At 41.2% G+C, this 25245-nt stretch carries 21 protein-coding genes; 9 read left to right on the plus strand and 12 right to left on the minus strand.

All coding sequences use genetic code 11. The annotated features are described in order from the left end of the window. Positions 1–368 precede the first annotated feature (368 nt). The 6 genes from NDQ71_RS08520 to tkt form a co-directional block, all read right to left on the minus strand. Positions 369–1601, minus strand: a complete 1233-nt coding sequence (locus tag NDQ71_RS08520) for an NRAMP family divalent metal transporter (protein ID WP_301562583.1) — start codon at positions 1599–1601, stop codon at positions 369–371. A gap of 133 nt (positions 1602–1734) precedes the next feature. Next, the gene (raiA, locus tag NDQ71_RS08525; protein ID WP_301562584.1) at positions 1735–2091 is read right to left on the minus strand and encodes a ribosome-associated translation inhibitor RaiA; all 357 of its coding nucleotides are present in this window, start codon (positions 2089–2091) and stop codon (positions 1735–1737) included. Positions 2092–2274: 183 nt separating this feature from the next. Further along, positions 2275–2586: a pyrimidine/purine nucleoside phosphorylase gene (locus tag NDQ71_RS08530; protein ID WP_192541405.1), complete on the minus strand. Its 312-nt coding sequence runs from the start codon at positions 2584–2586 to the stop codon at positions 2275–2277. 319 nt (positions 2587–2905) lie between these two features. Beyond that, the gene (locus NDQ71_RS08535) at positions 2906–3712 is read right to left on the minus strand and encodes a hypothetical protein (RefSeq protein ID WP_192541406.1); all 807 of its coding nucleotides are present in this window, start codon (positions 3710–3712) and stop codon (positions 2906–2908) included. Further along, positions 3709–4899, minus strand: a complete 1191-nt coding sequence (locus NDQ71_RS08540; RefSeq protein ID WP_301562585.1) for a hypothetical protein — start codon at positions 4897–4899, stop codon at positions 3709–3711. Before NDQ71_RS08540 ends, NDQ71_RS08535 begins: the two co-directional genes overlap by 4 nt. A gap of 322 nt (positions 4900–5221) precedes the next feature. Then, complete coding sequence (tkt, locus tag NDQ71_RS08545) at positions 5222–7213, minus strand: transketolase (protein ID WP_283710118.1); 1992 nt, start codon at positions 7211–7213, stop codon at positions 5222–5224. Positions 7214–7490: 277 nt separating this feature from the next. Between tkt and metK the strand changes: the two genes are divergently transcribed. After that, entirely contained in the window at positions 7491–8642 is a 1152-nt protein-coding gene (gene metK / locus NDQ71_RS08550; RefSeq protein ID WP_301562586.1) for a methionine adenosyltransferase, read from the plus strand. Between the two features lie 507 nt (positions 8643–9149). On the opposite strand, the gene NDQ71_RS08555 is transcribed toward metK, so the two are convergent. The 5 genes from NDQ71_RS08555 to NDQ71_RS08575 form a co-directional block, all read right to left on the minus strand. Then, on the minus strand, positions 9150–9542 hold the full coding sequence (locus NDQ71_RS08555) for a diacylglycerol kinase (RefSeq protein WP_192541447.1): 393 nt from the start codon (positions 9540–9542) through the stop codon (positions 9150–9152). Positions 9543–9585: 43 nt separating this feature from the next. Then, complete coding sequence (locus NDQ71_RS08560; protein WP_301562587.1) at positions 9586–10719, minus strand: LTA synthase family protein; 1134 nt, start codon at positions 10717–10719, stop codon at positions 9586–9588. A gap of 32 nt (positions 10720–10751) precedes the next feature. After that, positions 10752–11576 (minus strand): hypothetical protein, encoded by an 825-nt coding sequence (locus tag NDQ71_RS08565; RefSeq protein WP_301562588.1) that lies wholly within the window; start codon positions 11574–11576, stop codon positions 10752–10754. A 145-nt stretch (positions 11577–11721) separates the two neighbouring features. Next, positions 11722–12399, minus strand: a complete 678-nt coding sequence (locus NDQ71_RS08570) for an START domain-containing protein (RefSeq protein WP_301562589.1) — start codon at positions 12397–12399, stop codon at positions 11722–11724. Positions 12400–12427: 28 nt separating this feature from the next. Next, entirely contained in the window at positions 12428–13948 is a 1521-nt protein-coding gene (locus NDQ71_RS08575; protein ID WP_301562590.1) for a CYTH and CHAD domain-containing protein, read from the minus strand. Positions 13949–14163: 215 nt separating this feature from the next. Here NDQ71_RS08575 and NDQ71_RS08580 point away from each other — a divergent pair, with 215 nt between their 5' ends. The 7 genes from NDQ71_RS08580 to NDQ71_RS08610 all read left to right on the plus strand — a co-directional run bounded on the left by NDQ71_RS08580 (position 14164) and on the right by NDQ71_RS08610 (position 20521). Further along, on the plus strand, positions 14164–14763 hold the full coding sequence (locus tag NDQ71_RS08580; protein ID WP_192541412.1) for a TIGR04211 family SH3 domain-containing protein: 600 nt from the start codon (positions 14164–14166) through the stop codon (positions 14761–14763). A gap of 568 nt (positions 14764–15331) precedes the next feature. Continuing rightward, positions 15332–16522, plus strand: a complete 1191-nt coding sequence (locus NDQ71_RS08585) for a hypothetical protein (protein ID WP_301562591.1) — start codon at positions 15332–15334, stop codon at positions 16520–16522. After that, positions 16519–17325, plus strand: coding sequence for a hypothetical protein (locus NDQ71_RS08590; RefSeq protein WP_301562592.1), 807 nt, complete (start codon positions 16519–16521; stop codon positions 17323–17325). Before NDQ71_RS08585 ends, NDQ71_RS08590 begins: the two co-directional genes overlap by 4 nt. Then, positions 17318–18124 carry a hypothetical protein gene (locus NDQ71_RS08595; protein ID WP_301562593.1) on the plus strand — a complete coding sequence of 269 codons (807 nt, stop codon included), beginning with the start codon at positions 17318–17320 and terminating at the stop codon, positions 18122–18124. Before NDQ71_RS08590 ends, NDQ71_RS08595 begins: the two co-directional genes overlap by 8 nt. Next, a complete protein-coding gene (locus NDQ71_RS08600) occupies positions 18117–18923 on the plus strand; it encodes a hypothetical protein (RefSeq protein WP_301562594.1) in 807 nt (268 codons plus the stop codon). The genes NDQ71_RS08595 and NDQ71_RS08600 overlap by 8 nt, the downstream gene beginning before the upstream one ends. Beyond that, the gene (locus tag NDQ71_RS08605; protein WP_192541415.1) at positions 18916–19722 is read left to right on the plus strand and encodes a hypothetical protein; all 807 of its coding nucleotides are present in this window, start codon (positions 18916–18918) and stop codon (positions 19720–19722) included. The genes NDQ71_RS08600 and NDQ71_RS08605 overlap by 8 nt, the downstream gene beginning before the upstream one ends. Then, the gene (locus NDQ71_RS08610; protein ID WP_192541416.1) at positions 19715–20521 is read left to right on the plus strand and encodes a hypothetical protein; all 807 of its coding nucleotides are present in this window, start codon (positions 19715–19717) and stop codon (positions 20519–20521) included. The genes NDQ71_RS08605 and NDQ71_RS08610 overlap by 8 nt, the downstream gene beginning before the upstream one ends. 206 nt (positions 20522–20727) lie before the next feature. Here NDQ71_RS08610 and NDQ71_RS08615 read toward each other — a convergent pair whose 3' ends face one another. Beyond that, complete coding sequence (locus NDQ71_RS08615) at positions 20728–21210, minus strand: winged helix-turn-helix transcriptional regulator (RefSeq protein ID WP_064667946.1); 483 nt, start codon at positions 21208–21210, stop codon at positions 20728–20730. A 169-nt stretch (positions 21211–21379) separates the two neighbouring features. Between NDQ71_RS08615 and putA the strand changes: the two genes are divergently transcribed. Continuing rightward, entirely contained in the window at positions 21380–25183 is a 3804-nt protein-coding gene (gene putA / locus NDQ71_RS08620) for a bifunctional proline dehydrogenase/L-glutamate gamma-semialdehyde dehydrogenase PutA (protein ID WP_192541417.1), read from the plus strand. Positions 25184–25245: the final 62 nt, after the last annotated feature.

Genomic DNA, 25245 nt, shown 5'->3' on the forward strand with positions numbered 1-25245 from the left:
TGTTCGAAGTCTGTGGCGTTTTTCTCATTTACGCTCATTATCTTCTCTTTGTGCAAAAATCTTTTAATGGCTTATTCACAAAGAGGTCAAGAGGCGCTGCGCTTTAGAAAAGTAATTATAAAAGTAGCGGCTAGGTTCTAGAAACTGACTAAGTGCTAAGTGTATTTATCCCACAGCTCGAAGCCCGTGTTTTTTCTCATTTACTCTCATTCACTTCTCTGTGTAGCGCGCAGCGCCTCCTGCCCTCGGTGGTAAAATAGGTTTATCATGTAAATGTATAAACAGTCGCGAGGTAAACTCGCTGCTACAAATACGTAGGCGCGGGTTTACCCCGCGCACATTGCAGCTAAGCATCTTACCTTTGTAAGTTAACCAAGCTGCCAAACTAAAAACACCAACGCAAAGCCAACTAAATAGATCAGCCCGAGCCAGCTCAAACCGCGTATCGCTGTAGAATGTTGAATGCTTGGCTCTGAGCGTACTAAACTAAAATTCAACCATGCAAAAATAGGTGTAGTCACAAATGCGAGTGTCATGGCAAAAGTGAGCATCGGGCCAAGGGCTGATTTAAAAAACAAGATCACCGCCATACCGGCAAGTGACTGTAAAATTAGCCAAATATTTAGGCTGTGCTTGCTTTGCTTACAACCAAGCAGTTTATGAGATTCGTTAAGTGTTCGTGCGTAACCATCCAGCACTGTAAGGGTAGTACCAAACATACATAAAAATGCAATTACCGACACCAGCGGTCGTGCCCACTCGCCGATAGTCAGGGCGTACATATCAATCAGCTGCTTAGCAAACGCCACACCACCAAGCTCTATTTTAGTACTTTGCCCATATTGCACTAATACACCAAGAGAGAAAAACACTAACGCTAATATTGCGGTTAGCCAGTAACCCAAATTAAAATCAAATAACCCCTGCGCTCTCGTTACCGTTTGTTGGCTTTGCTTTTCTTTTAGCCACAATGAGCTTAAAGCTGAAATTTCAATCGGGGCAGGCATCCAACCCATTAGTGCCACCATAAAACCAAGCATGGCAAGCTCGTAAGGTGATGGGCCAATATAATCAACAGGCGCCATTGGGCCGTTACTAAATGCAATAACAAGGGCAATCACTGTGGCAAGTGTTAATAACGCCATAATCGCTTTGGCAACGTTATCTAGCGCTTTAAAATGCCCGAGTAATAAAATAACTAAGCACACAGCTAATATTAACCAACATAATAAGGTCACTGAAATAGTGATCGGCAACGCATAATGCAGCAGGCTTGCGGTGAGCAATAAAACCCCAGCGGTATTGACCACCGCGGCAATGATATTCAAACCGATAAAGCTGTAAAAAAACCACGGTCCTTTACTTTGATACCCTTCGACTAAGCTTTTTTTGGTGGCTAGCGTGTACTCAATACCAAAGCGGAAAAACGGATACTTAAGTACGTTTACCACTACAATAAGCCAAAATAGTTGCCAGCCAAAAATGGCGCCAGCTTGGGTTGATGCGACTAGATGTGAACCGCCAATGGCAGCGGTGGCCATTAAAATACCTGGGCCTAATGCGTTTAAACGAGTTTGCCAAGTTGATACTGCTGCTTGCATGTGTGTGCTTACTACATTGTTTTTATTAATAAGTAAGTTACAGCGTTTTAGTGTGGATTGAAAGTGAGAAAATTAGTGGAAGATGAAACGGTTTGCTAGATCCTAGTTACCTAGAACCTAGCGTATTTATTAATTAACGTAGGTCCATTTCTTGAATAATTTCGTGAGCAATTTCAGGTGTTGTACTCACTGGTTTCTGGTGTAAATTGGCTTTAATTTGTCCTTTTCGATGCTTTAGTGCCGCATCGAGTTTTTTAGCCGCGTTTGCAATTGCTGGGTAAAGAACGTCGTTCTCGCCTTTTACAGATAAACGCGCGCCTTCGTATATGGTGCTAATTTCTGCTTGGAGCTTGTGGTGCTCTTTTGAAAGAATGATATCGAGTGCGATCAGAGATGGAAAATGGCTCGCAATTTTTGAAAACTTTTCGTTGATGTGTTCTCTAATAGAGTCAGTAACGTCAACATGGTGACCAGAAAGATTAATTTTCATAGGGTATCCTTTTTTTTGTTACCTCATAACTAGTATTGGGGGCTATTTAGATTAACACAAGGAAGAAAAGCATAAATATGAAATTTATTTGTTATTAAAGATGATGCAGATCAATTTGGTCGCATTAAATATGCAAAAGCCCGCGCGAGGCGGGCTTTGTAGCCTAGTCACTTAATTTGTACATTAAGTGTACGAACAACAATAATCGGCAAAGTCAGTCACTTTTACTTGGAAAGTTACGTTAGCATCAACATTAAACGACTCCCCCGCTGACATGGTTTGCCACTCACTTTCACCTGGCAGTAATACTTGCCACTGACCGCCGTTAAGCTCCATTAATTCTTTTTTACTGGTTGCGAATTCAAATTCACCCGGCTGCATAAAGCCTAATGTTTTCGTGCTGCCATCTGCAAAAATTACCGTACGGCTTGATACCTTACCGTCAAAATACACGTTCGCTGTTTTAACCACACTTACATTATCAAACTGAGACATCCTCACTCCTGTTTATTTAAGTTTATAATTTTAATTAATGACACAGTGCCTGATACTTAAAAAGCTTGCAAGAGAAGAGTCATAGTAATGAAAAATACTCACTTGAAACACAATTATGAAGTGAAAAGTATAAGGTTTTAGGAGCTAGCAACTAAACTAAATAGCTTCGAGCGACGGGCTGCGTGTTTCGAGCTGGTTGGTGGTAGTTGTAAATTTGTTGGTGTGACTGAAACTTCGGCGTTGCTAGAATAAGCGGTGGTGAACACAATTATCAAAATTGGGGCCACCTACAAAACCACGGTAAAACGCTTTGGCTAAGTTAAATATGCTTTAAATTATCAGTAATTAAGTTATCGAGGTCAGGAGGTAAATCACAGAGCTTAATTGATTCCATAATCCGCTGTTGTGATTCGAGCGCATGTTTATCCCATTTTTTATGCTTATGAGAAAGATCAACACGATGGTTAAACTCAACCTCTAAAAAAGCATGTTCACTTAATGGCAAACAATAAAAATCTTGACGAGAGAAAATATTATTCCTTTTTACTTGATAAAACACCCATTGGCGATTATTAATCTTAACCTCTTTAGCTGCCGGTAATGGTGGATACCCCCGAGTCTCAATACGCCCTAAAATTTCTTCTTCGAGTGCTCCACCCTGCCAAGGGTTTGCTCTTTTACTCGATTCTAACGTGGTATCATTTTTAACTGCGGTATTTCTGCCATCAGGCCCCCAATGGAAGTTATCATATGATTCAATAACAAAATGTTTTAATTGTCTGATATCAAGTACATTTATTTCTGATGTTTGTTTAATCCGTAACTGGCAACTAAGCATGCCATACTCACTACTTGGCAGATAACTTATTGGTGGCAAGTACATCCAGTTTTTAGTAAGCATATGTACATATACGTGGTGTAAATAATCTTGCTTATGCTGATTAAACCAACTTTTTGAATTATAAGGAAACGATATATCAATGGTAGACGGTACAGCAGCAACATTACTGCTAGGCACATCAAGGGTTAACAGCTTATCTTCTAAAATGAAGCGATAGTGGATACAGTTGTCGAAACTGGGCCCACCTACAAAGCCACGGTAAAAAGCTTTGGCTAATTTGATCATAATCGCGCATCCGTTGCTGGTAAGGTTTTAATAAACGTTCTCACAATATCGGCCTTGTCATTATAACCCAGCATTTGTAATTGGTCGGCATAGGTCGCTAGGCCTAAAAACGGCAAAGTATGGGGGCTGGCACCAACATCGCCACCTGTAACTAGGCCTTTAAATTTCATCGAACGCACCAAACTGCTGGATGATATTTTACTGCGGTCAGCTAAGTTAGGCACTAAATCATAAGGGTTGTTACGCACCGCGACTACTTTTAATCCGGTACTATGGGCAATGCGTTTTAAGCGCTCGATATTTGACCCAGAGCCATGTACAGCTAACTCCTGACCTGTAAGTGGTTTACCGTAATGAATACGATAATGCTCCAACGCTGCGCAAAAAATTATTGCCCCTTGACTGTGCGCCAGCCATTTTACCTGTTTACCTTGTTGGTTATTTTGTGCCAGCACAGCCGCTAAATGCTGAGCATTATGGGATTTAGTGCCTGAGCGTTTATCAAACGCGCACTCAATTAAGTCAAGCTTTGCATAGTCAGTGGGATTATGAAATAGCGTATAGGCTTTTATACCATCCCCCTCATAAGCTCTATCAAGGTGGGTACCCATTAACCACATCGCTTTGGTTAGCTCATTTTGCATACCATTGACCGCCGCATGCTGTGTTTTTATTTGTGTAGTAGGAGTTGGAATTGGTTCCCAAGCACCTTGTACTTTCTTTATTCCCTCATCGTTCATTGCTTTATCGTAAGTATCATTGCTACGCCTTTTCACCTCATAAAGCATAGTGCGTTCTGCAGCAAAGTTATTTTTAGCTCCCTCTAATTGTTTATCGAAAAGTACATCTTCTAAATTGATAAAGTTATTTTTAAGTGAGTATTCTATTAAAAAATGATAATTACGAAATGGGTATTGTGTTCGCCATAAACGGCGCAGTGGGTTACGGCTATGCTTGATTGAGTTTTTCGCGTTCGGATTAGCGCATATTTGAATGATATCGGCACTGACCATTTTTAAGTCATAGTCATTGAGCTGCGATAACATAGCCAATGCTTGGCAAGTAAATTTAACTTTAGTAAACGGGAAATTAACTGGGAACTTAACACCGAAATCACGACAGTTAAGGGCATCAAGTGGAATAACAGAATGAGCATTAATGGTTTTATTGAGTTTAGACCAAGACATATTTCTTCCTTGTAAATGAGTCTGTGCCTAAAATAATACTTCAAATGACTTGTTAGAGCAAAAATTATTTAATCCAGTACTCTACGTTAACTCGTGCTTTTTCAGTCTCAGCGTACATTTTTGAATGTTAATTTGTTAGATTAAAAACCAGCTCCTCAGTGGTGAATTATATATTAAACCTAGGACCGACTTTAGTCGGGAATCTCATAATGAAACATTCATAGCTGAAGCCATTTCCTACAGGACTTTATATTCTAGAAAACACAAAAAAACCCGCGCTGCGTTTAACACAGTGCGGGCTTTTAAATTTCAATCGTAAAGCTTAAAACAATTCGTTGGCTTTGTTTACGATGTTTTCTACCGTGAAGCCAAAGTGCTCAAACAGCTCATTAGCTGGGGCTGATTCACCAAAGGTGGTCATCCCCACTACTGCGCCGTTTAGGCCTACGTATTTATACCAGTAATCAGCAATGCCTGCCTCTACTGCTACGCGGCGTGAAACTGCAGCTGGTAATACGCTTTCTTTGTATGCAGCATCTTGTGCATCAAATACATCGGTAGATGGCATTGATACAACACGTACTTTTTTACCTTGCTTACGCAGTTCAGCGGCTGAATCTTGTGCTAATTGCACCTCAGAGCCAGTTGCGATTAAGATAAGCTCAGGCTCACCATCACAGCTCAGTACATAACCACCTTTTTTCACATCGCTTAATTGCTGTGCTGAGCGAGTTTGCTGCTCAAGGCCTTGGCGAGTAAAGATAAGTGATGTTGGGCCGTCTTTACGTTCAATGGCTTGTTGCCATGCAATTGCAGACTCAACTTGGTCACACGGGCGCCAGTTAACAAGGTTTGGCGTTAAACGCATGCTAGCAATTTGCTCTACTGGTTGGTGAGTTGGGCCATCTTCACCTAAACCAATTGAATCGTGCGTGTATACAAAAATACTTGGCACTTTCATCAACGCAGCCATACGTACTGCATTACGTGCGTATTCCATGAACATTAAGAAAGTAGCGCCGTAAGGAATAAAGCCTTTATGCAGTGCAATACCATTCATAATCGCTGACATACCAAACTCACGTACGCCGTAATAGATGTAGTTACCGCTTGCGTCATTCGCTTCAAGGCCTTTCGAGCCTTTCCAAATTGTTAGGTTAGAACCGGCTAAATCTGCAGAGCCGCCCATAAATTCAGGTAATAACGGGCCAAATGCGTTTAGTGCATCTTGCGACGCTTTACGCGATGCAGGATTTGCTGGGTTTGCGTCTAGTTGCTCAATATACGCTTGTGATTTTTCAGCCCAATCAGCTGGTAGCTCTGAGCTTGTGCGGCGTTTAAATTCGGCGGCTAATTCTGGGTGTGCAGCGGCGTATGCGGCAAATTTCTCATCCCAGCTAGCTTCAAGTTGCTTACCTTTTTCTTTGCCATCCCACTCGCTGTATATATCAGCTGGGATTTCAAATGCCTCGCCAGTCCAACCAAGGAACTCACGAGCAGCTTTAATTTCGTCTTCACCTAGTGGTGCGCCGTGACAATCATGGCTACCTGATTTATTTGGTGAACCGTAACCAATTACTGTTTTACAACAAATAAGCGTTGGCTTGTCAGTCACACTGCGTGCTTCTTCGATGGCTGCGCGAATTGCATCTGAATCATGGCCGTCAACATTACTTACTACATGCCAACCGTAAGCTTTAAAGCGTGCTGGGGTATCATCACTAAACCAGCCTTCCACTTCACCATCGATTGAAATACCGTTGTCATCCCAAAACGCCACTAACTTACCAAGGCCTAATGTGCCGGCAAGTGAACAGGCTTCATGAGAAATACCTTCCATTAAGCAACCATCGCCTAAGAACGTATATGTGTGGTGATCAACAATCTCATGGCCTTCACGGTTAAATTGTGCCGCTAATGCTTTTTCAGCAATCGCCATACCGACTGCATTTGTGATCCCTTGACCAAGTGGGCCCGTAGTGGTTTCAATCCCTGGTGCATAACCGTACTCTGGGTGACCAGGTGTTTTTGAATGCATTTGACGGAAGTTTTTAATTTCCTCAATTGGCAAATCATAACCACTTAAGTGCAATAGAGAATAAATAAGCATTGAACCGTGGCCGTTTGAGAGTATAAATCGATCTCTGTCTACCCACTCTGGATTTGTTGGATTATGATTTAGATAATCGCGCCATAGTACTTCTGCGATATCAGCCATGCCCATAGGGGCTCCAGGGTGGCCTGATTTGGCCTGTTGTACTGCGTCCATTGATAAGACGCGAATAGCATTTGCAAGTTCTTTGCGAGACGGCATGAATTCTCCTACCTTTAACTGTATTTGCGCTGGTTGTTGTGTGTTTTTCAAGAACACCCATTCTTACTTATTGTGGGGGCTGTGTGCAATTAAAAACCCTGATTAAATTGGCTATTATGAAAATTTTTTAAGAACAAAAAGTTATTAGTAATTTTATTTAGACGTCTAGGCGTAAAAACACTATGCAACTATGGTTGTTTTAGATAAAATACGCCCCTTAATTTTTTAGCGCTCTTACCGACGTTTGTGAAGCGCAATATTTGTGAGCAGAAAGACAATGGCAAAACATTTATTTACTTCTGAATCTGTTTCTGAAGGTCATCCGGATAAAATCGCGGACCAAATCTCTGACGCGGTACTTGATGCCATCTTAGAACAAGATTCTCATGCCCGTGTTGCGTGTGAAACTTACGTTAAGACTGGTATGGTTATGGTTGGTGGTGAAATCACTACTAGCGCATGGGTTGATATTGAAGAAATCACTCGTAAAACTGTACGTGAAATTGGCTACACGCATTCAGACATGGGTTTTGATGCTGATTCTTGTGCAATTTTAAACACTATCGGTAAGCAATCACCTGATATCAACCAAGGTGTTGACCGTACTAGCCCTGAAGAACAAGGCGCTGGTGACCAAGGTTTAATGTTTGGTTATGCATGTAACGAAACTGAAGTATTAATGCCTGCACCTATCACTTACTCACACCGTTTAGTACAGCGTCAAGCGCAAGTACGTAAAAGCGGCGAGCTAAACTGGTTACGCCCAGATGCAAAATCACAAGTTACATTTGCATACGAAAATGGCAAGCCTGTAAGCATTGATGCTGTGGTACTTTCTACTCAACACAGTGAAGACATTTCACAAAAAGATTTAGTCGAAGCCGTGATGGAAACTATCATCAAGCCAGTATTGCCTGCAGAGCTTATCTCTAAAGCAACTAAGTTCTTTATCAACCCGACTGGCCGTTTTGTTATCGGTGGCCCTATGGGTGACTGTGGTCTTACTGGTCGTAAAATCATCGTTGATACTTACGGCGGTATGGCTCGTCACGGTGGCGGTGCTTTCTCTGGTAAGGATCCATCAAAAGTTGACCGCTCAGCTGCATACGCTGCACGTTACGTTGCTAAAAACGTGGTTGCTGCTGGCCTTGCTGATAAGTGTGAGCTACAAGTGTCTTACGCAATTGGTGTTGCAGAGCCTACCTCAATCAGTGTTGAAACCTTTGGTACAAGTAAATTAGAAGAAGCTCGTTTAATCGAACTTATTCGTGAACACTTTGACTTACGCCCATACGGCCTAATCCAAATGCTTGATCTTGAGCGCCCAATTTATCAACCAACAGCGGCTTACGGCCACTTTGGTCGCGATGAATTCCCTTGGGAGCGTACTGACAAAGCAGACGCACTTCGCGCAGCCGCTGGTCTTTAATACCAGCCTCTGGGTGAATGCAGAAAAAGCGCCAATTGGCGCTTTTTTTATGCCTGCTGATTATGTGCTTTAAGTAATTTATTCACAAAGAGGTTATGAGGCGCTGCGCTTTAGAGAAGTAATTGAAAAAATAGCGGCTAGGTTTTAGGAAGTGGCTAGCTACTAGAGGGTATTCGAAGCCAGTGGCGTTTTTTCTCATTTGCTCTCATTCACTTCTCTTTGTGCAAAAAGGTTTTTGACGCTGAGTATTATTTGTAGGCGAGTGGCTTGCCACCGCGAAGGATAAAATGTTTGTCGCGAGGTAAACTCGCTGCTACCTAACGTAGGCGCGGGTTTACCCCGCGCAATTAAATAAAGTTATTAATATCTTCTCTTCTCGGTGTAGCGCGCAGCGCCTCCTGCCCTCAGTGGTAAATCGCTTGTCGCCATAAATGGCGACCTACACAAGCGGGCTGGATGTTACTTGTAGGCGAGGGGCTCGTCGCACGTAGCCCGTAACCTAACTCCCTAACCTATCAATGTAAGTATTTTTTCATACCCTGCAACACCCCACACTATTAGCAAAACGAGTAGCGCTAGGCTAACTGCTGCTGAAGCAATATCTTTAGCGCGCCCAGAAAGCACATGGTATTCAACGCCAACGCGATCTGTTAGTGCTTCAATAGCCGAGTTAAGTAATTCAACAATCAATAAAAATAAAAAGCTAACAACCAGCATCACCCAATGTTGCAATGATTGTGCAAGCCAAAATGATAATGGCAGTAACACAGCACCTAGCACCAGTTCTGTACGAAAAGCCGACTCTTCCTGATAAGCTGCTTTAAACCCCTTGATAGAGCATTGTGTTGCCTTAAAAATACGGCCTAAGCCGATACCGTTGGGCTTATTAACTAAATTAATGTTTGGTTTGTTCATGTTTAGTATCTTTACAGCTCATTAGGAATTATTTTTTGCCTTGAGTTAACAAATGCCACGCTTGCGCCATGTATTGATTATACGCTTGCTCTGTTTCAGCATCGATCTCTTTAAACGCTTGTGTTTGTGTTGGCATTAGCTGTATTTTATCAAGGGAGTTTACAGCATAGTACTCATATAATGCGCTTAAATCACCTCGCCATAACTGCTTATTATTACGAACAGTTTGAAAGCCAAACACAGTACGCTCGGCTGTCGGTGAAAACAGTGACTGCCCTACGCTATAAAATGCTGTATTGGCGGGCGCTATTAAATTTAGCAATGTTGGTGCTATATCCATGTGACTAGCTATTTTTTGAGCGTTCAGCATGCTCGATTTAACCCCATTACCATAAATAACTAAAGGAACATGAGTCAACTCATATAAATTAGGACGTGGATGTAAATAACGCCGACTATAGTGGTCACCAGTAATAATGAATAACGCATCCGGGTAGCGCTGCTGCATTTTACGTACAAATGACCCTAACATTTTATCGCTATACCATAAGTGTCCAAGCACATAAGGATCAAGTAGTTGTGTCTCTAACTCTTGAATTGCTGAAGGGTAATCTGCAGCAGATTTAAACGGGTAATCATACTGAGTTAGATCTAAATTAAAGGGTCCATGATAGCTGCCACTCATGATCACATTAAAGCTTTTTGCTTGAGTTTTCTCTGCAACTAAATCAAATAACTGGCCATCATCAATCCCCCAAACCCCGGCACTGCCTTTACCGCCAGCATCTGTGGCAGAGTATACCTTATCAGCGCCTTGGGAGAGGACATATTGGCCGACATTTTGCCATGACAACAAACCGCCATAAAAAAATTGGCTGGTATAGCCCAGCTGTTCCAACTGATTGAATAACGATAATTTACTAGCTGGTTGCTGTGGACCAATAAGGCTCATATTGACTCCCGCATAGGGGATCCCAGATAGAAGGCTAGATAACGAGTTCATGGTACTACTTGCTGCTGGCAACACGTTATCTAAATAAATACCTTTACTAGCTAGGCTTTTTAGCTCATTAGTTAAATTTAGTGACGCGTATTTGTGTTGTAACGGCCACGAATCGTAACTTTCCATCACTATAAAAAATACCTGTGAAGGTGCAGCCAACAGCGGCTCGCTGGTGTGTTGCTCTAATCCTGCTAATATACATCTTGAGCAATTGTTACATTGTTCTTTAAGTACGGATTTGCCCCTTCTAAACCATGGTTTTGTAGCTCACTATAATCTTTTATTGCGTATACAAAACTGCGAAATGGGTTGATAACTAAATTATTTAAAAATGGGTCATGGGTCACTGCAGACCATTTTCGCGTGGCAGGGCGAGACTCGAACGAACCGCGAATAGCACAAACAAATAACACCACAATCAAAACGATTAAAAATGTTCGTTTCCACTTACAATTAGTAAATATACGCTCTAAGAAACCATTCGATTGCTTATCAATGATGTGACATAACTTAAATGCAACCGCTAACAATAGCAATAAACTCAGTAGACTCCCCCATGGTTGATACTGCTCAATTGCAGTTAGAGCAATTGCTTGCTGGTCATCGTGTAGCCCTTCAAACATAAAATAATTAAATTGGCTGCCGTATTCTGTAATGTAGGTAATGCTGGTTATGCAGAGTAGAATTGCAACCGCAAAAAAGAGTTTCGCTGTCAATATACGCACAGCTCTGACCCAGTGTCCTAGCCGCAGCGGTTGTAAAATACAATTGAGTAGAAAAGGAATACTAAAACACACGCCACTGGCGGCGGAGTCAAATGCAAACCCTGTTTTTAACGCATTTAAAACAGTGTCTACATCTAACGAGGCAGTGATCCGGTTATGAAAATAAACTAAAAAGAACACCCGAAAGCTCATAAACAGCAAAACACCTGCAAACCACAGTGTCGCAATACGCCAACTTTCGTTAACAAATAAAAACCATCTGCTTGATTTAAATACTGATGATGCCAACACTTTCAATGTCCCTAAAATAGATTTATCCCAAAAGGAATTATTACCTACTTTAGTTACACAGACAATGTTGACTTTGTAATATTTTGTAATAAAACTGTTTAATTACAATGCATTAACAAAATCACTAGTGTCCTATTTTTAAGCACTATCGAGTTATTAATGATTGCTGGCTACAATCACCCAGCTCTATTTTTTGCTCATTTGGTTGATAAGTTTTTTCAAGCAAACGTTGTTTTAACGCTAATAAAGTATGCATCGCACTTTTAAGCCCAATTTTGTTACTGAGCCAATGAGGGATCGCCCCTGCTGGGTCCGCGTAAACAACATGGCGAATAGTCAATTGCGACTCCCCTTGCTCACTGGTTTCAGTTAACAACCAGCTTGCGTTAAGGTCAGTGATGCGGATCACCCCTTTAGACTTTTCAAGAAAATCTGTAACAGCAGTGATCATTAACTCAGTTTGGGTGTGATTAACTCGTCGGTAGCATGAATAGCTCACCATATCGCGGTCTGCAACCGGCCATGGTGAATCAAATTGGCTGTGAACAATAGTTTCAGAGGGACTTAAGCGCCTTAATGCTTGCACATGCGTAACATTTTCAATCCATAACGGGGCGCTATCGGTATCACTTAGCAAAGCCATAAAATCGTTTGCAGTGACACCCGTAACCGCAATCTCGGCCTGCACTTCAAAAATGCCATTTTCATGTTTTTTGTAGTGTACACTCGTACCATCGCGTTGCTTCCATAACTGCCATTCGCTAGGCTGGGCCATAACCTTGACACTAAAAAGCAACGCTAAAAATAACACTCGCTGCAGCATACATACTCCCTCATGTACTGAACAATTATTATTGCCAGTATGGCGCTATTTTATAAGACGCTAAACGACTTTGTTCCATTGCACTAACCAAAAACTCTGATTTTTTTTCTAGCCAGCTTTGAATTTTTGCCAGTTCTTCGTCATCTTGTCCGGCACATAGCTGCTTTAAATACTCAAGCGTACTAAGCTCATACATACCGTGTGAAATATCTAACCACGGAATACGAAACTCACTGCGTTCATCTTTTTCAAATAATGCACCTAAACAATTACCACTAAGCAAACTATTTTCAAGCCGGGTACGTAAATCTAAATAATCTTTAAATGTCAGTGTTTTTTGCTCTGGCAATAATTGATGAAGATCTTGCCAGTCTTTTTCAAATAATCGATTGGCGATCTCTGCTACAGGTTGCTCGGCAGCTTTAAATTGCACTTGCCCCCAACTTTTACGCCATTGTTTATCCACCAGCCACGTGGTCAACGATAACAATAGACGGTTATAACGGGCACTGTGAAATAATTTATTAATATCATCAATGCTCGGCTGTAGCTCTTTTAAGTCGTTGATGACTTGTGTTAACTCTGGCGCACTGTTAATTTTTTTATAATAGGCATGGCGCTTAGAGGTATAAGTTTTCAACTGAATGGCATTTTCAACCCAAGCTAATTCACTAAGTAACCATTTGAGTTCTGTACGCAATGCTTCGGTGGTACTTTTGTCAACAATATCATCAAATAACCAAAACGTATGGCGAATTAAACTAATACCATCGGTGACACGCTTAAGTGTTTTTAAACTTGGTTTGTCAAAATAACACTGCTCATGCTTTTGTACAAAACGGATACCAAAGCCAATAGCCGCTATGAGTGCTTGCTCTTGCGTGGCATTATTAGGAAGTGATACAAAACCGATTGATTTACTTGGCTTGAGCGGTTTATTGTCTGCTAAGCGATAGCCACGAGCCGCTTTCGAGTAGAGCCCTAAACGAACATTATTTTGACTAACAAGTTTATCCGCTAAAGTGAATAATTCATCGCGGCTACCTTCTATAAGCTCGATTTCTAGCTCACAAATAGGCTCCATTAAGCCAGACGCTGAGACTTCACCTTTATCTTGCACCACTTCAATTTTGGCGCCGTTTTCTGTTTCAATCAGCCAAGTGCGACGAATAAAGTTAGTACTAAAGATAGGATAAAGATTGGCGGCAATTGCATTCACTTGCATGCCATGCGGCCAAATACTGGCATCAAATGCAGTTATATTTGGTCGGCTACTTTCAAGTGGTAAGTTATATTCAGGGCGTTGATGTAACCCGCCTATGACTTCCCCTGCAAGCTTGATGGTTTGCTCACATTGATTATCCGCACAACGGGTTCGAAAACCGATATCAAGTGCTCTTAATTCACGGCTTGGCGTATCAAAATAAGCATTTTGCAAACTTCGAGAAGGCTTATTTGTAACGGTTTTTGCAAATTGAGTTATTAACGCGGGGATCAGTGGAATAACGGCGTCTGACACCAAAAACTTCAGTTCTATCTCAGTATCCATTAGGCTTGAGGATTACCTTTAAAATAAATAAGAGCTCAAAATAAACAAAGCGGCCCGACATTGCAAATTTTTTTAGCTTATTTGAATCAGCAAACAGCAGCAGCGATTACAATATCAACCTTGCTATTAGCGCGCTAAATCCATACTATCTCAAGACTTAACTATGAATAATACGATTGCTGTCCCACAGACGGTTACATTAACAGGGTAGATTGATGTTAAAACATTCTTTATTAGCTTTGCTATTTGCAGCGGCCACATTTATGAGCCACGCTGAAGAAACTGATACAGCTAGCGACGCAAACACCGCATATATAATCGATAATCTTTATACATTCATGCATTCAGGCGCGAGTAAAAATTACCGCATTATTGGCTCTGTTGATGCTGGCACTAAATTGACGCAATTATCTGCTGAAGAAAATGGCTTTATTAAAGTGCTTGATGACAAAGAGCGTGAAGGCTGGGTTGAGTCTAAATTTGTAACTAAATCGGCAGGTATTCATCAACAATACCGTACACTGAGTGCAGAAATGGCATCGATGCAAGAGCAACTTCGCCAAGCACAAATTGAATTGCCGCAACTACAAGAACAAAACCAAACGTTAACAGACCAAAACACGGCGCTGTCAGAGCAAATTACTAAATTAAAAAATACCTTAGACGCAGAGCGTACACAAAAACAACAAGCAGGTGCGAAAGAAAAACGTCAACTACTAACCTATGGTGGTGCGATTGCATTTATTGGCTTGTTTTTAGGTATTATTTTAACCATCGTATTATCACGTCGTAAGCGTTATGACGGCTGGGCGTAAACAATAACCAGATATATTTGATACTAAAAAAGCACCCTAGGGTGCTTTTTTGTGCGCGGGGTAAACCCGCGCCTACGCCGGTAGCAGCGAGTTTACCTCGCGACTGTTTATACATTTACGCCGATAAACCTATTTTACCACCGAAAGCACAAAGATGACGCTTCGCGCTACACAGATAAATCTAACTAAAAGTAATCACTGTCACTAATTTATTCTCGGTGAACTCGCTGCTCGGTGGTGAATGAATCATTAAAATTTTTTTGCACAAAGAGAAATGAATGAGAGCAAATGAGAAGAGAAAAATGCTACAGGCTTCGAGCGACAAGCTCTGAATACACCCTAGCACCTAGTCACTTCCTAGAACCTAGTCCCTATTTTTACCTCTAAAGCGCAGCGTCTCTTAACCTCTTTGTGAATAAATAACCAAAGCGCGGGGTAAACCCGCGCCTACGCACCACGCTCCTGTAGGTCGTGCTTTAGCGCGTCAACAGCAGTATAAAATTATTTTTGCGCTAAAAAGTGAATTACAGTATTATTTCGGGCACAGACTCATTTACAAGGAAGAAATATGTCTTGGTCTAAACTCAATAAAACCATTAATGCTCACTCTGTTATCCCACTTGATGCACTTAGCTGTCGTGATTTTGGTGTTAATCTCCCTGTTAATTTCCCATTTAATAAAGCTAAATTTACTTGCCAAGCTCTCGCTATGCTATCGCAGCTCAATGATTATGACTTAAAAATGGTGTGCGCCGATATCATTCAAATATGCGCTAACCCGAACGCGCAAAACTCAATCAAGCATAGCCGTAACCCGCTACGGCGCTTATGGCGAACAAAATACCCATTTCGTAATTATCATTTTTTAATTGAATACTCACTTAAAAATAATTTTATCAATTTGGAAGATATACTTTTCGATAGGCAATTGCAGGGAGCTAAAAGCAACTTTGCTGCAGAGCGCACCATGCTTTATGAAGTAAAAAGGCTTAGTAATCATACTTATAATAAAGCCATGAAGAGGGAAGAGATAGAAGAAATACAAGGAGCGTGGGATGAAGACGTTACTCCAACGACTCGAGTCAATACACAACATGCAGCGGTCAATGGTATGCAAAATGAGCTTACCAAAGCCACATGGTTAATGGGCACCCACCTTGATAGAGCCTATGAGGGTGACGGTATAAAAGCCTATACACTCTTTCATAACCCAACAGATAGGCCAAAGCTGGACTTAGTGGAGTGCGCGTTTGATAAACGCTTAGGCACTAAATCCCATAACGCCCAACATTTAGCAGCTGTGCTGGCACAAAATAACCAGCAAGGCAAACAGGTCAAATGGGTCGCGCACAGTCAAGGGGCGATAATTTTTTGCGCGGCATTAGAGCATTATCGTATTTACTATGGTAAGCCACTTACAGGGCAGCAACTCGCGGTGCATGGCTCCGGTTCAAATATCGAGCGTTTAAAACGCATTGCCCATAGTACCGGATTAAAAGTAATAGCAGTGCGTAACAACCCCTATGACTTAGTGCCAAATTTAGCGGGTCGTAATGACTTATCGTCAAGCAGTCTTGTCCGTTCGATGAAATTTAAAGGCTTAGTTACAGGAGATGATGCTGGTGCCAGCCCTCATACTTTGCCATTTTTAGGTCTAGTCACTTACGCTGACCAACTGCAAATGCTTGGCTATAATGATAAAGCCGATGTAGTAAGAAAGTTTATTAAAACTCTACCGCCGACGGATGCGCGATTATGATCAAGTTAGCTAAGGCGTTTTATCGTGGTTTTATTGGCGGGCCCAATTTTGAAAATTGTGTTCACCATCGCCTGATTCTAGAAGACAAACTACTCACTCTCGATGTGCCGGATAGCAATGTCGCAGCTGTACCGTCTACCATCGATATCTCATTTCCTTACAATTCAACAAGCTGGTTTAACCAACATAAAAAAAACTATTTACATCATGAATACGTGCATATGCTCACTGAAAATTGGATGTATTTACCACCAGTTAGTTATTTGCCTAGTAGTGAGTATGGCATGCTCAGTTGTCAGTTACGGATTAAACAAACCAATAAAATCAATGTGCTTGATATCAGCCAATTAAAACATTTTGTAATTGATGAGTACGATGACTTTCATTGGGCCCCAGATGGAAAAAACACTAAAATCAAAAATGATACCACCTTAGAATCGAGTAAAAGAGCAAATCCTTGGCAGGGGGAAGCTTTAAAAGAAGAAATTATAGGTCGTATTGAATCTTATGGAAAGCCGCCATTACCTGCCCCTAAAGAGGTTATGATTAATAATCGCCAATGGGTATTTTATCAAATCAAAAAATCAAATAGACGCTCTCGCCATGATTTTTATTGTTTGCCATTAAGTGAGCATGCTTTTTTAGAAGTAAAGTTTAACCATCGTGTTGACCGCTCAGATAAGCATAAAAAATGGGATAAACATGCGCTCGAATCGCAACAGCGGATTATGGAATCAATTAAGCTCAGTGAGCTACCCCCTGACCACGATAATTTAATTACTGATAATTCCAATAATGCTTAATTTAGCCAAAGCGTTTTACCGCGGCTTTATCGGTGGCCCCAGTTTCGACAACTGTATCCACCATCGCCTAATATTAGAAGATAAGCTACTTACAATTGATGTACCCAGCAGTAACGTTGCTGCTGTTCAGAAACCTATGGATGTTTCATTTCCATATAATTCAAAGACTTGGTTTGATCAACATAAAAAAAATTATTTATACCATGAATACGTGCATATGCTCACTAAAAACTGGATGTATTTACCACCAGTAAGCTATTTACCAAGTAGTGAGTATGGCATGCTCAGTTGTCAGTTACGGATTAAACAAACCAATAAAATTAATGTGCTTGATACCGCACAATTAAAACATTTTGTTATTGAATCATATGATAAATTTCATTGGGGACCTGATGGCAGAAATACCGAAGTTAAAAATGATACCACGTTAGAATCGAGTAAAAGAGCAAACCCTTGGCAAGGTGAGGCACTCAAAGAAGAAATTATAGGTCGTATTGAAGTTTATGGTCAACCGCCATTGCCTGCGGCTCAAGAGATAATTATTAATAATCGCCACTGGGTGTTTTACCAAGAGTGCAGGGGGAATGTTCTTTCTCGGCATGACTTTTATTGTTTGTCGTTAAGTGAGCATGCTTTTTTAGAGGTAAAGTTTAACCATCGTGTTGACCGCTCTGATAAGCATAAAAAATGGGATAAACATGCATTAGAATCACAACAGCGTATTATGGAATCAATTAAATTCAGTGATTTACCCCCCGATCACGATAATTTAATTACTGATAATTCTAAGAATGATTAATTTAGCCAAGGCTTTTTACCGTGGTTTTATCGGTGGCCCTAGTTTCGACAACTGTATCCACCATCGCCTAATATTAGAAGATAAGCTACTCACTCTCGATGTACCGGATAGCAATGTTGCAGCTGTACCATCTACTATTGATATCTCATTTCCGTATAATTCAACCAGCTGGTTCAATCAGCATAAGGAAGATTATTTATATCATGAATACGTGCATATGCTCACTGAAAACTGGATGTATTTGCCACCAGTTAGTTATTTGCCCAGTAGTGAGTATGGCATGCTCAGTTGCCAATTACGGATTAAACAAACCTCAGAAATAAATGCACAAGACAAAAACCAATTAAAGCGCTTTGTTATTGAATTATATGATAGATTTCATTGGGCGGCTGATGGGAAAAATACAGAGATAACTGAAAAAATCAAATTACAAAAGAGTAAAAGCTCAGTAACGTGGACTGAAGCTGAAATTAAGGAAGAGATTGAAGAATACATTAAGCTACATGGTTATCCACCACTACCGGCGGCCAAGGAAGTTATATTTAATAATCGCCAGTGGGTGTTTTACCAAGTAAAAAGAAATAATAGCCTCTCTCGCCAAGATTTTTATTGTTTACCATTAAGTGAGCATGCATTTTTAGAGGTTGAATTTAATCATCGTGTTGACCGCTCTGATAAGCATAAAAAATGGGCTAAGCATGCGCTCGAATCGCAACAGCGGATTATGGAATCAATTAAACTCAGTGATTTACCTCCTGACCTCGATAACTTAATTACTGATAATTCGAATAATGTTTAATTTAGCCAAAGCTTTTTACCGTGGTTTTATTGGCGGGCCCAGTTTTGATAACTGTATTCACTATCGCTTCATTTTAGAAGATAAGCTGTTAACCCTTGATGTGCCTAGCAGTAATGTTGCTGCTGTACCGTCTACCATTGATGTGTCATTTCCGTATAATTCAACCAGCTGGTTTAATCAGCATAAGCAAGATTATTTACACCACGTATATGTACATATGCTTACTAAAAACTGGTTGTATTTACCGCCAGTAAGCTACTTGCCAAGCAGCGAGTATGGCATGCTTAGTTGCCAGTTACGGATTAAACAAACCTCAGAAATAAATGCACTTGATACCGCACAATTAAAACGCTTTGTGATTGATGAGTACGATAACTTTCATTGGGGGCCTGATGGTAGAAATACCGCAGTTAAAAATGATACCACGTTAGAATCAAGTAAAATGGCCGTTCCCTTTGAGCCAAGTGAATTAAAAGAGGAAATTTTAGGGCGTATTGAGACTCGGGGGTATCCACCATTACCGGCGGCTAAAGAAGTTATGATTAATAATCGCCAGTGGGTGTTTTACCAAGTAAAAAGAAATAATAGCCTCTCTCGCCATGATTTTTATTGTTTGCCACTGAGTGAGCATGCTTTTTTAGAGGTAAAGTTTAATCATCGTGTTGACCTTTCCCATAAGCATAAAAAATGGGAGAAACATGCGCTCGAATCGCAACAGCGTATTATGGAATCAATTAAACTCTGTGACTTACCGCCTGATCACGATAATTTAATTACTGATAACTCGCAGAATGCTTAATCTACTTAAAGCTTTTTACCGTGGCTTTGTGGGAGGGCCTAGTTTCGACAACTGTATCCACCATCGCCTAATATTAGAAGATAAGCTACTCACTCTCGATGTACCGGATAGCAATGTCGCAGCTGCGCCATCTACAATTGATATTTCGTTTCCTTATAATTCAATCAGTTGGTTTAATCAAAACAAAAAAAAATATTTACATCACCAATATGTACATATGTTCACTGAAAACTGGATGTATTTACCACCAATAAGTTATTTACCAAGTAGTGAGTATGGCATGCTCAGTTGTCAGTTACGGATTAAACAAACCAATAAAATTAATGCACTGGATATCACACAATTAAAACTTTTTGTTATTGAATCATACGATAGCTTCCATTGGGGACCTGATGGCAGAAATACCGAAATTAAAAATGATACTACGTTAGAATCTAGTAAAATGGCCGTCCCCTTTGAGCCAGATGAGTTAGAGGAAGAAATTTTAGGTCGTATTGAATCTTATGGAAAGCCGCCATTACCTGCCGCCAAAGAGATTATACTTAATGACCGCCAGTGGGTGTTTTACCAAGTAAAAAGAAATAATAGCCTCTCTCGCCATGATTTTTATTGTTTGCCACTGAGTGAGCATGCTTTTTTAGAGGTAAAGTTTAATCATCGTGTTGACCTTTCCCATAAGCATAAAAAATGGGAGCAACATGCGCTCGAATCGCAACAGCGTATTATGGAATCAATTAAACTCTGTGACTTACCGCCTGATCACGATAATTTAATTACTGATAACTCGCAGAATGCTTAATCTACTTAAAGCTTTTTACCATGGCTTTGTGGGATGTGGGAGGCCCAATTTTGAAAATTGCATCCACCACAGGCTTATTTTTAGAGATAAACTACTCACTCTCGATGTGACACATAACCTAGCACCTAGTCACTTCCTAGAACCTAGTCCCTATTTAATTACGCGGGGTAAACCCGCGTCTACGTCGGCTAGCAGCGAGTTTTAATTTAAGTATCTAATCTCAGGCCTGTATCCTGTTTGATCTTTTCTATCACCATATAAGTGTGATGTGTGCCCACTCCTGGTATATCGACTAAATCCCCTAACACTTGGCGATACTCATCCATGTCGCAAACTCGAATTTTTAATAAATAATCGTAGCCGCCAGCAACCATGTCACACTCAACTACTTGTTTTATTTTTAAAATATGTTCGCGAAACACTTTAAAAACCGCAGTGTTCGACGTCACTAACGACACTTGCACATGGGCAACTAAGCTCTGATTAAGCTTTGCTTCGCTAAGCTTAGCAAAGTAGCCTTCTATATAGCCTTCTTGTTCAAGCCGTTTAACCCGATCAAGACAAGGGCTGGGGCTCAAATTAACCTGCTTTGCGAGGTTAACATTAGAAATTCTGCCGTTTTTTTGCAGAACGTCTAAAATTGCTAAATCGATGCGATCTAGCATACGTAATCTATTCGGACTTGTCATAACAGAATTTTATGCGGATAAGTTTAAGGTATGCCCTGTAAATTATCGTAAAACGCTAAATTTAACCAGCATATTCTGCTGGAATTTAATTAGAATGCACGCATTACACAGATGAAAATCAGGCAGCAAAATTTTTTGCTGCAAGACTCCACACACCAGAGGGTTGCTTATGTTATTCGACGGCGATTTGACAACAACGTGTCCAATTCGACAAAAAATCCGTGACTTTTACCGCATCGATGAAAATGCCGTAATTGATCATATTTTACCGCTTGCTGAGGTAGGCGTAAAAGCCCGCAGCCGTGCTTGGGAACGTGCTCGTCAAATAGTTCACAATATTCGCCGTGACCAAGATGGTCAAAGCGGTGTTGATGCACTTTTAAATGAGTTCTCACTTTCAAGTGAAGAAGGTGTGGTATTGATGTGTTTAGCCGAAGCCCTGCTTCGTGTGCCAGATAAAGCCACTCAAGATACCCTAATTCGCGATAAGTTAGCCAAAGGCGATTGGAGCTCTCACTTAGGTAGCAGTGACTCTTTATTTGTAAATGCATCATCTTGGGGCTTATTAGTAACCGGTAAAATGGTTAACTACACAGATAAAACCAAAGAGCAGCAATTTGGCGTATTGAAAAAAACCATTGGTCGCTTAGGTGAACCGGTTATTCGTAAGTCAGTAAACTTTGCCATGAAGATCATGGGTAAGCAGTTTGTAATGGGTCGCACCATTGACGAAGCAATTGAGCGCGCTGCTGAAAAAGAACAAAAAGGCTATGTGTATTCATACGATATGCTAGGCGAAGGCGCTCGCACCATGAAAGATGCTGACCGTTACTTCAATAGCTACATGAATGCGATTCATGCAATTGGTAAAGCGGCAAACGGCCGTGGCCCAATTAAGAGCCCAGGTATTTCAGTGAAGCTGTCTGCGATCCACCCTCGTTATGAGTTTACTCACAAAGAACGTGTGATGAGCGAGATTGTGCCTAAGCTTAAAGAGCTAGCCATGGCAGCAAAAAGCTACGATATCGGTTTTACTGTTGATGCTGAAGAAGCGGACCGTTTAGATATCTCGCTTGATGTGATTGAAGCAGTATTTAGTGACGATGACCTAGCTGGTTGGCATGGTTTTGGTTTAGCCGTGCAAGCGTATCAAAAACGCGCCATTTTTGTGATTGAATGGTTAACTGAGCTTGCTGGGCGTGTAGGCCGTAAAATGATGGTGCGTTTAGTTAAAGGCGCCTACTGGGATACAGAAATCAAAACTACTCAACAAGATGGTTTAGAGCATTTCCCAGTATTTACTCGTAAAGCGACTACCGATGTATCGTACAAAGCCTGCGCAATCAAAATGCTAGAAGCGCGCGATGTACTTTACCCGCAATTTGCAACGCATAATGCCTACACTGCCGCGACTATTTTAGAAGTAGCTAAAGGTGATAACCAAGGTTTTGAATTCCAACGTCTGCACGGTATGGGTGAATCATTATTCGACCAAATCGTAACTGAAGAAAAAATTCAGTGTCGTGTGTATGCCCCTGTTGGTCAACACGAAGACTTATTGGCTTACTTAGTACGTCGTTTACTTGAAAACGGTGCGAACTCATCGTTTGTCAATGCCATTGTTGATACCACTAAACCCGTAGAATCATTATTACCTGATCCGGTAGAAACACTGCAAGGGTTACGTAATAAATACAACACGCAAATCAAAATGCCAATTGATTTATACGGCGCTGAACGTGCTAATTCAAAAGGCATGGATTTAACCGATATCAATGTGATCACGCCATTCAAAGCAAATCTTGATAACTGGTTTGCAGAGCACCGCATTAGTGAAAGCGATATTCCTGAAGGGTCTATTGCAGTTAAAAACCCTGCAAACCATAAAGAAATCATCGGCCATGTTAAATTACAAAACAGCGATGATATGCTTGCCCTATTAGCAAACGCAGAAACGGCTTTTGAATCATGGTCACAAACGCCAGTTAAAGAGCGCGCAAATCTATTACGCCGTATTGCTGACATCCTAGAGCGTCATCACGATGAGCTTGTGGCTATCTGTATCAAAGAAGCTGGTAAAGTGGCACAAGATGGCATTGACGAAGTACGTGAAGCGGTTGATTTTTGTCGTTACTACGCAGCCCGTGCCGAAGAACTAAGTGAAGATGAGCGTTTTGAAGCCCGTGGTGTGATCTTATGTATCAGCCCGTGGAACTTCCCATTAGCAATTTTCTTAGGTCAAGTCGCTGCTGCGATCGTAACTGGTAATACAGTTATCGCCAAACCAGCTGAACAAACAAGCTACATCGCACTGCGTACGATTGAGCTAATGTTATCGGTTGGCTTACCTGAACACGTAGTACAACCTGTTATCGCTCGCGGTAGTGAAGTAGGTAAAACCATTGTTCCTGATGAGCGTATTCAGGCGGTTATGTTCACCGGTTCAACCGAAACGGGCACGCTTATTTCGCAAACATTGGCGGCTCGTAACGATATTCAAGTGCCACTAATCGCCGAAACCGGTGGTCAAAACTGTATGATCGTCGATTCAACAGCACTGCCTGAGCAAGTTGTTGATGATGTGATCAGCTCTGGCTTCCAAAGTGCCGGTCAACGTTGTTCAGCGCTACGTGTTTTATTCTTACAAGAAGACATTGCTGATGGCGTGATTGAAATGCTCAAAGGCGCGTTAAAAGAGCTACACGTTGGCGATCCATCATTGCTATCAACCGATATTGGTCCGGTCATCGATGAAAAAGCACTGAAGAACTTAAACGAACACGTTGAGTACTTAAAAGGCAACGCAACACTGCATTATGAGTGTAAAATTCCTGATAACAGTGAAAACGGGGCTTACTTCTTTGCGCCACGTTTATATGAGATCAAAGATTTATCAGTACTAAAACGCGAAGTATTTGGCCCATGTGTACACGTTATTCGCTTTAAAGGCTCAGAGCTTGATAACGTGATTGACCAAATCAATAACACTGGCTTTGGTTTAACTATGGGCATTCACTCTCGTATTGAAGAGCGTTGTGAATACCTAGCTAAAATGTCACGTGCCGGTAACGTCTACGTTAACCGTAACATGATTGGTGCAATTGTTGGTGTGCAACCGTTTGGTGGCCGTGGTTTATCTGGTACTGGCCCTAAAGCCGGTGGCCCTAACTACTTAACTCGTTTAGTTAAAGAAAAAGCATCGCCAGAAAACGTACAAATGACTAACTTAACGCCTGATGAGCTTGATACTCACCACTACTCTGGTGCTGCAGAGCAAGTTGAAAAGTTAATGGCTAACTCAATGCGCGATGAAAAAATCTGGCGTGCAACACCACTGAACGACCGTGTTTCTGCGGTACGTCAGTTACTTGCTAAAGTAGCAACGGTTGATATCATCGATGAGCTGGCGGACGATTTAGCACTGACACTTGCCGATGCACGTGCGCAGCTTAATCGCCTAGAAAAGCACATGCGTAAGTTTACTACTTTGCCTGGGCCTACAGGTGAATCAAATACCCTGCATCTTGAAGCACGTGGTTGTGTAGTATGTTATGCAGATAAAAGCACCTCGTTTAACTTCTGGGCTATTTCGATCATCACCGCACTTGCTGCGGGTAATACCGTGATCACCGTAGCGTCTGAGTTATTCTATGAGGAAGCTGTCGCGTTTAAAGATAAGTTTATCTCAACAGGCATTGCTGAAGGGGTATTCCAAGTAGCTAAACCAAACCAGTTACAAGCTATTTTGGCCCACCCGCATTTAGCAGGTGCGGTAGTTGCAGCACGTTCTTCTCGCTTAGGTTATTTCAGCCAACAGCTAGCACAACGTAAAGGCGCAATTTTGCCAGTGATCAGTGCAGAGTACTACGATACGCTAATCAAGCGTTTATTAACCGAAAAGACTATTAGTATTGATACTACCGCATCAGGTGGTAATACATCACTAATGACTTTAGTTGAAGACGACGAGTAACGTTTAAGTAGATATAAAAAGGGCGCTAATTAGCGCCCTTTTTGCTACTTATGTTGCGCAAA

The sequence above is a fragment of the Pseudoalteromonas sp. KG3 genome (assembly GCF_030436385.1).
Taxonomy (GTDB): domain Bacteria; phylum Pseudomonadota; class Gammaproteobacteria; order Enterobacterales; family Alteromonadaceae; genus Pseudoalteromonas; species Pseudoalteromonas prydzensis.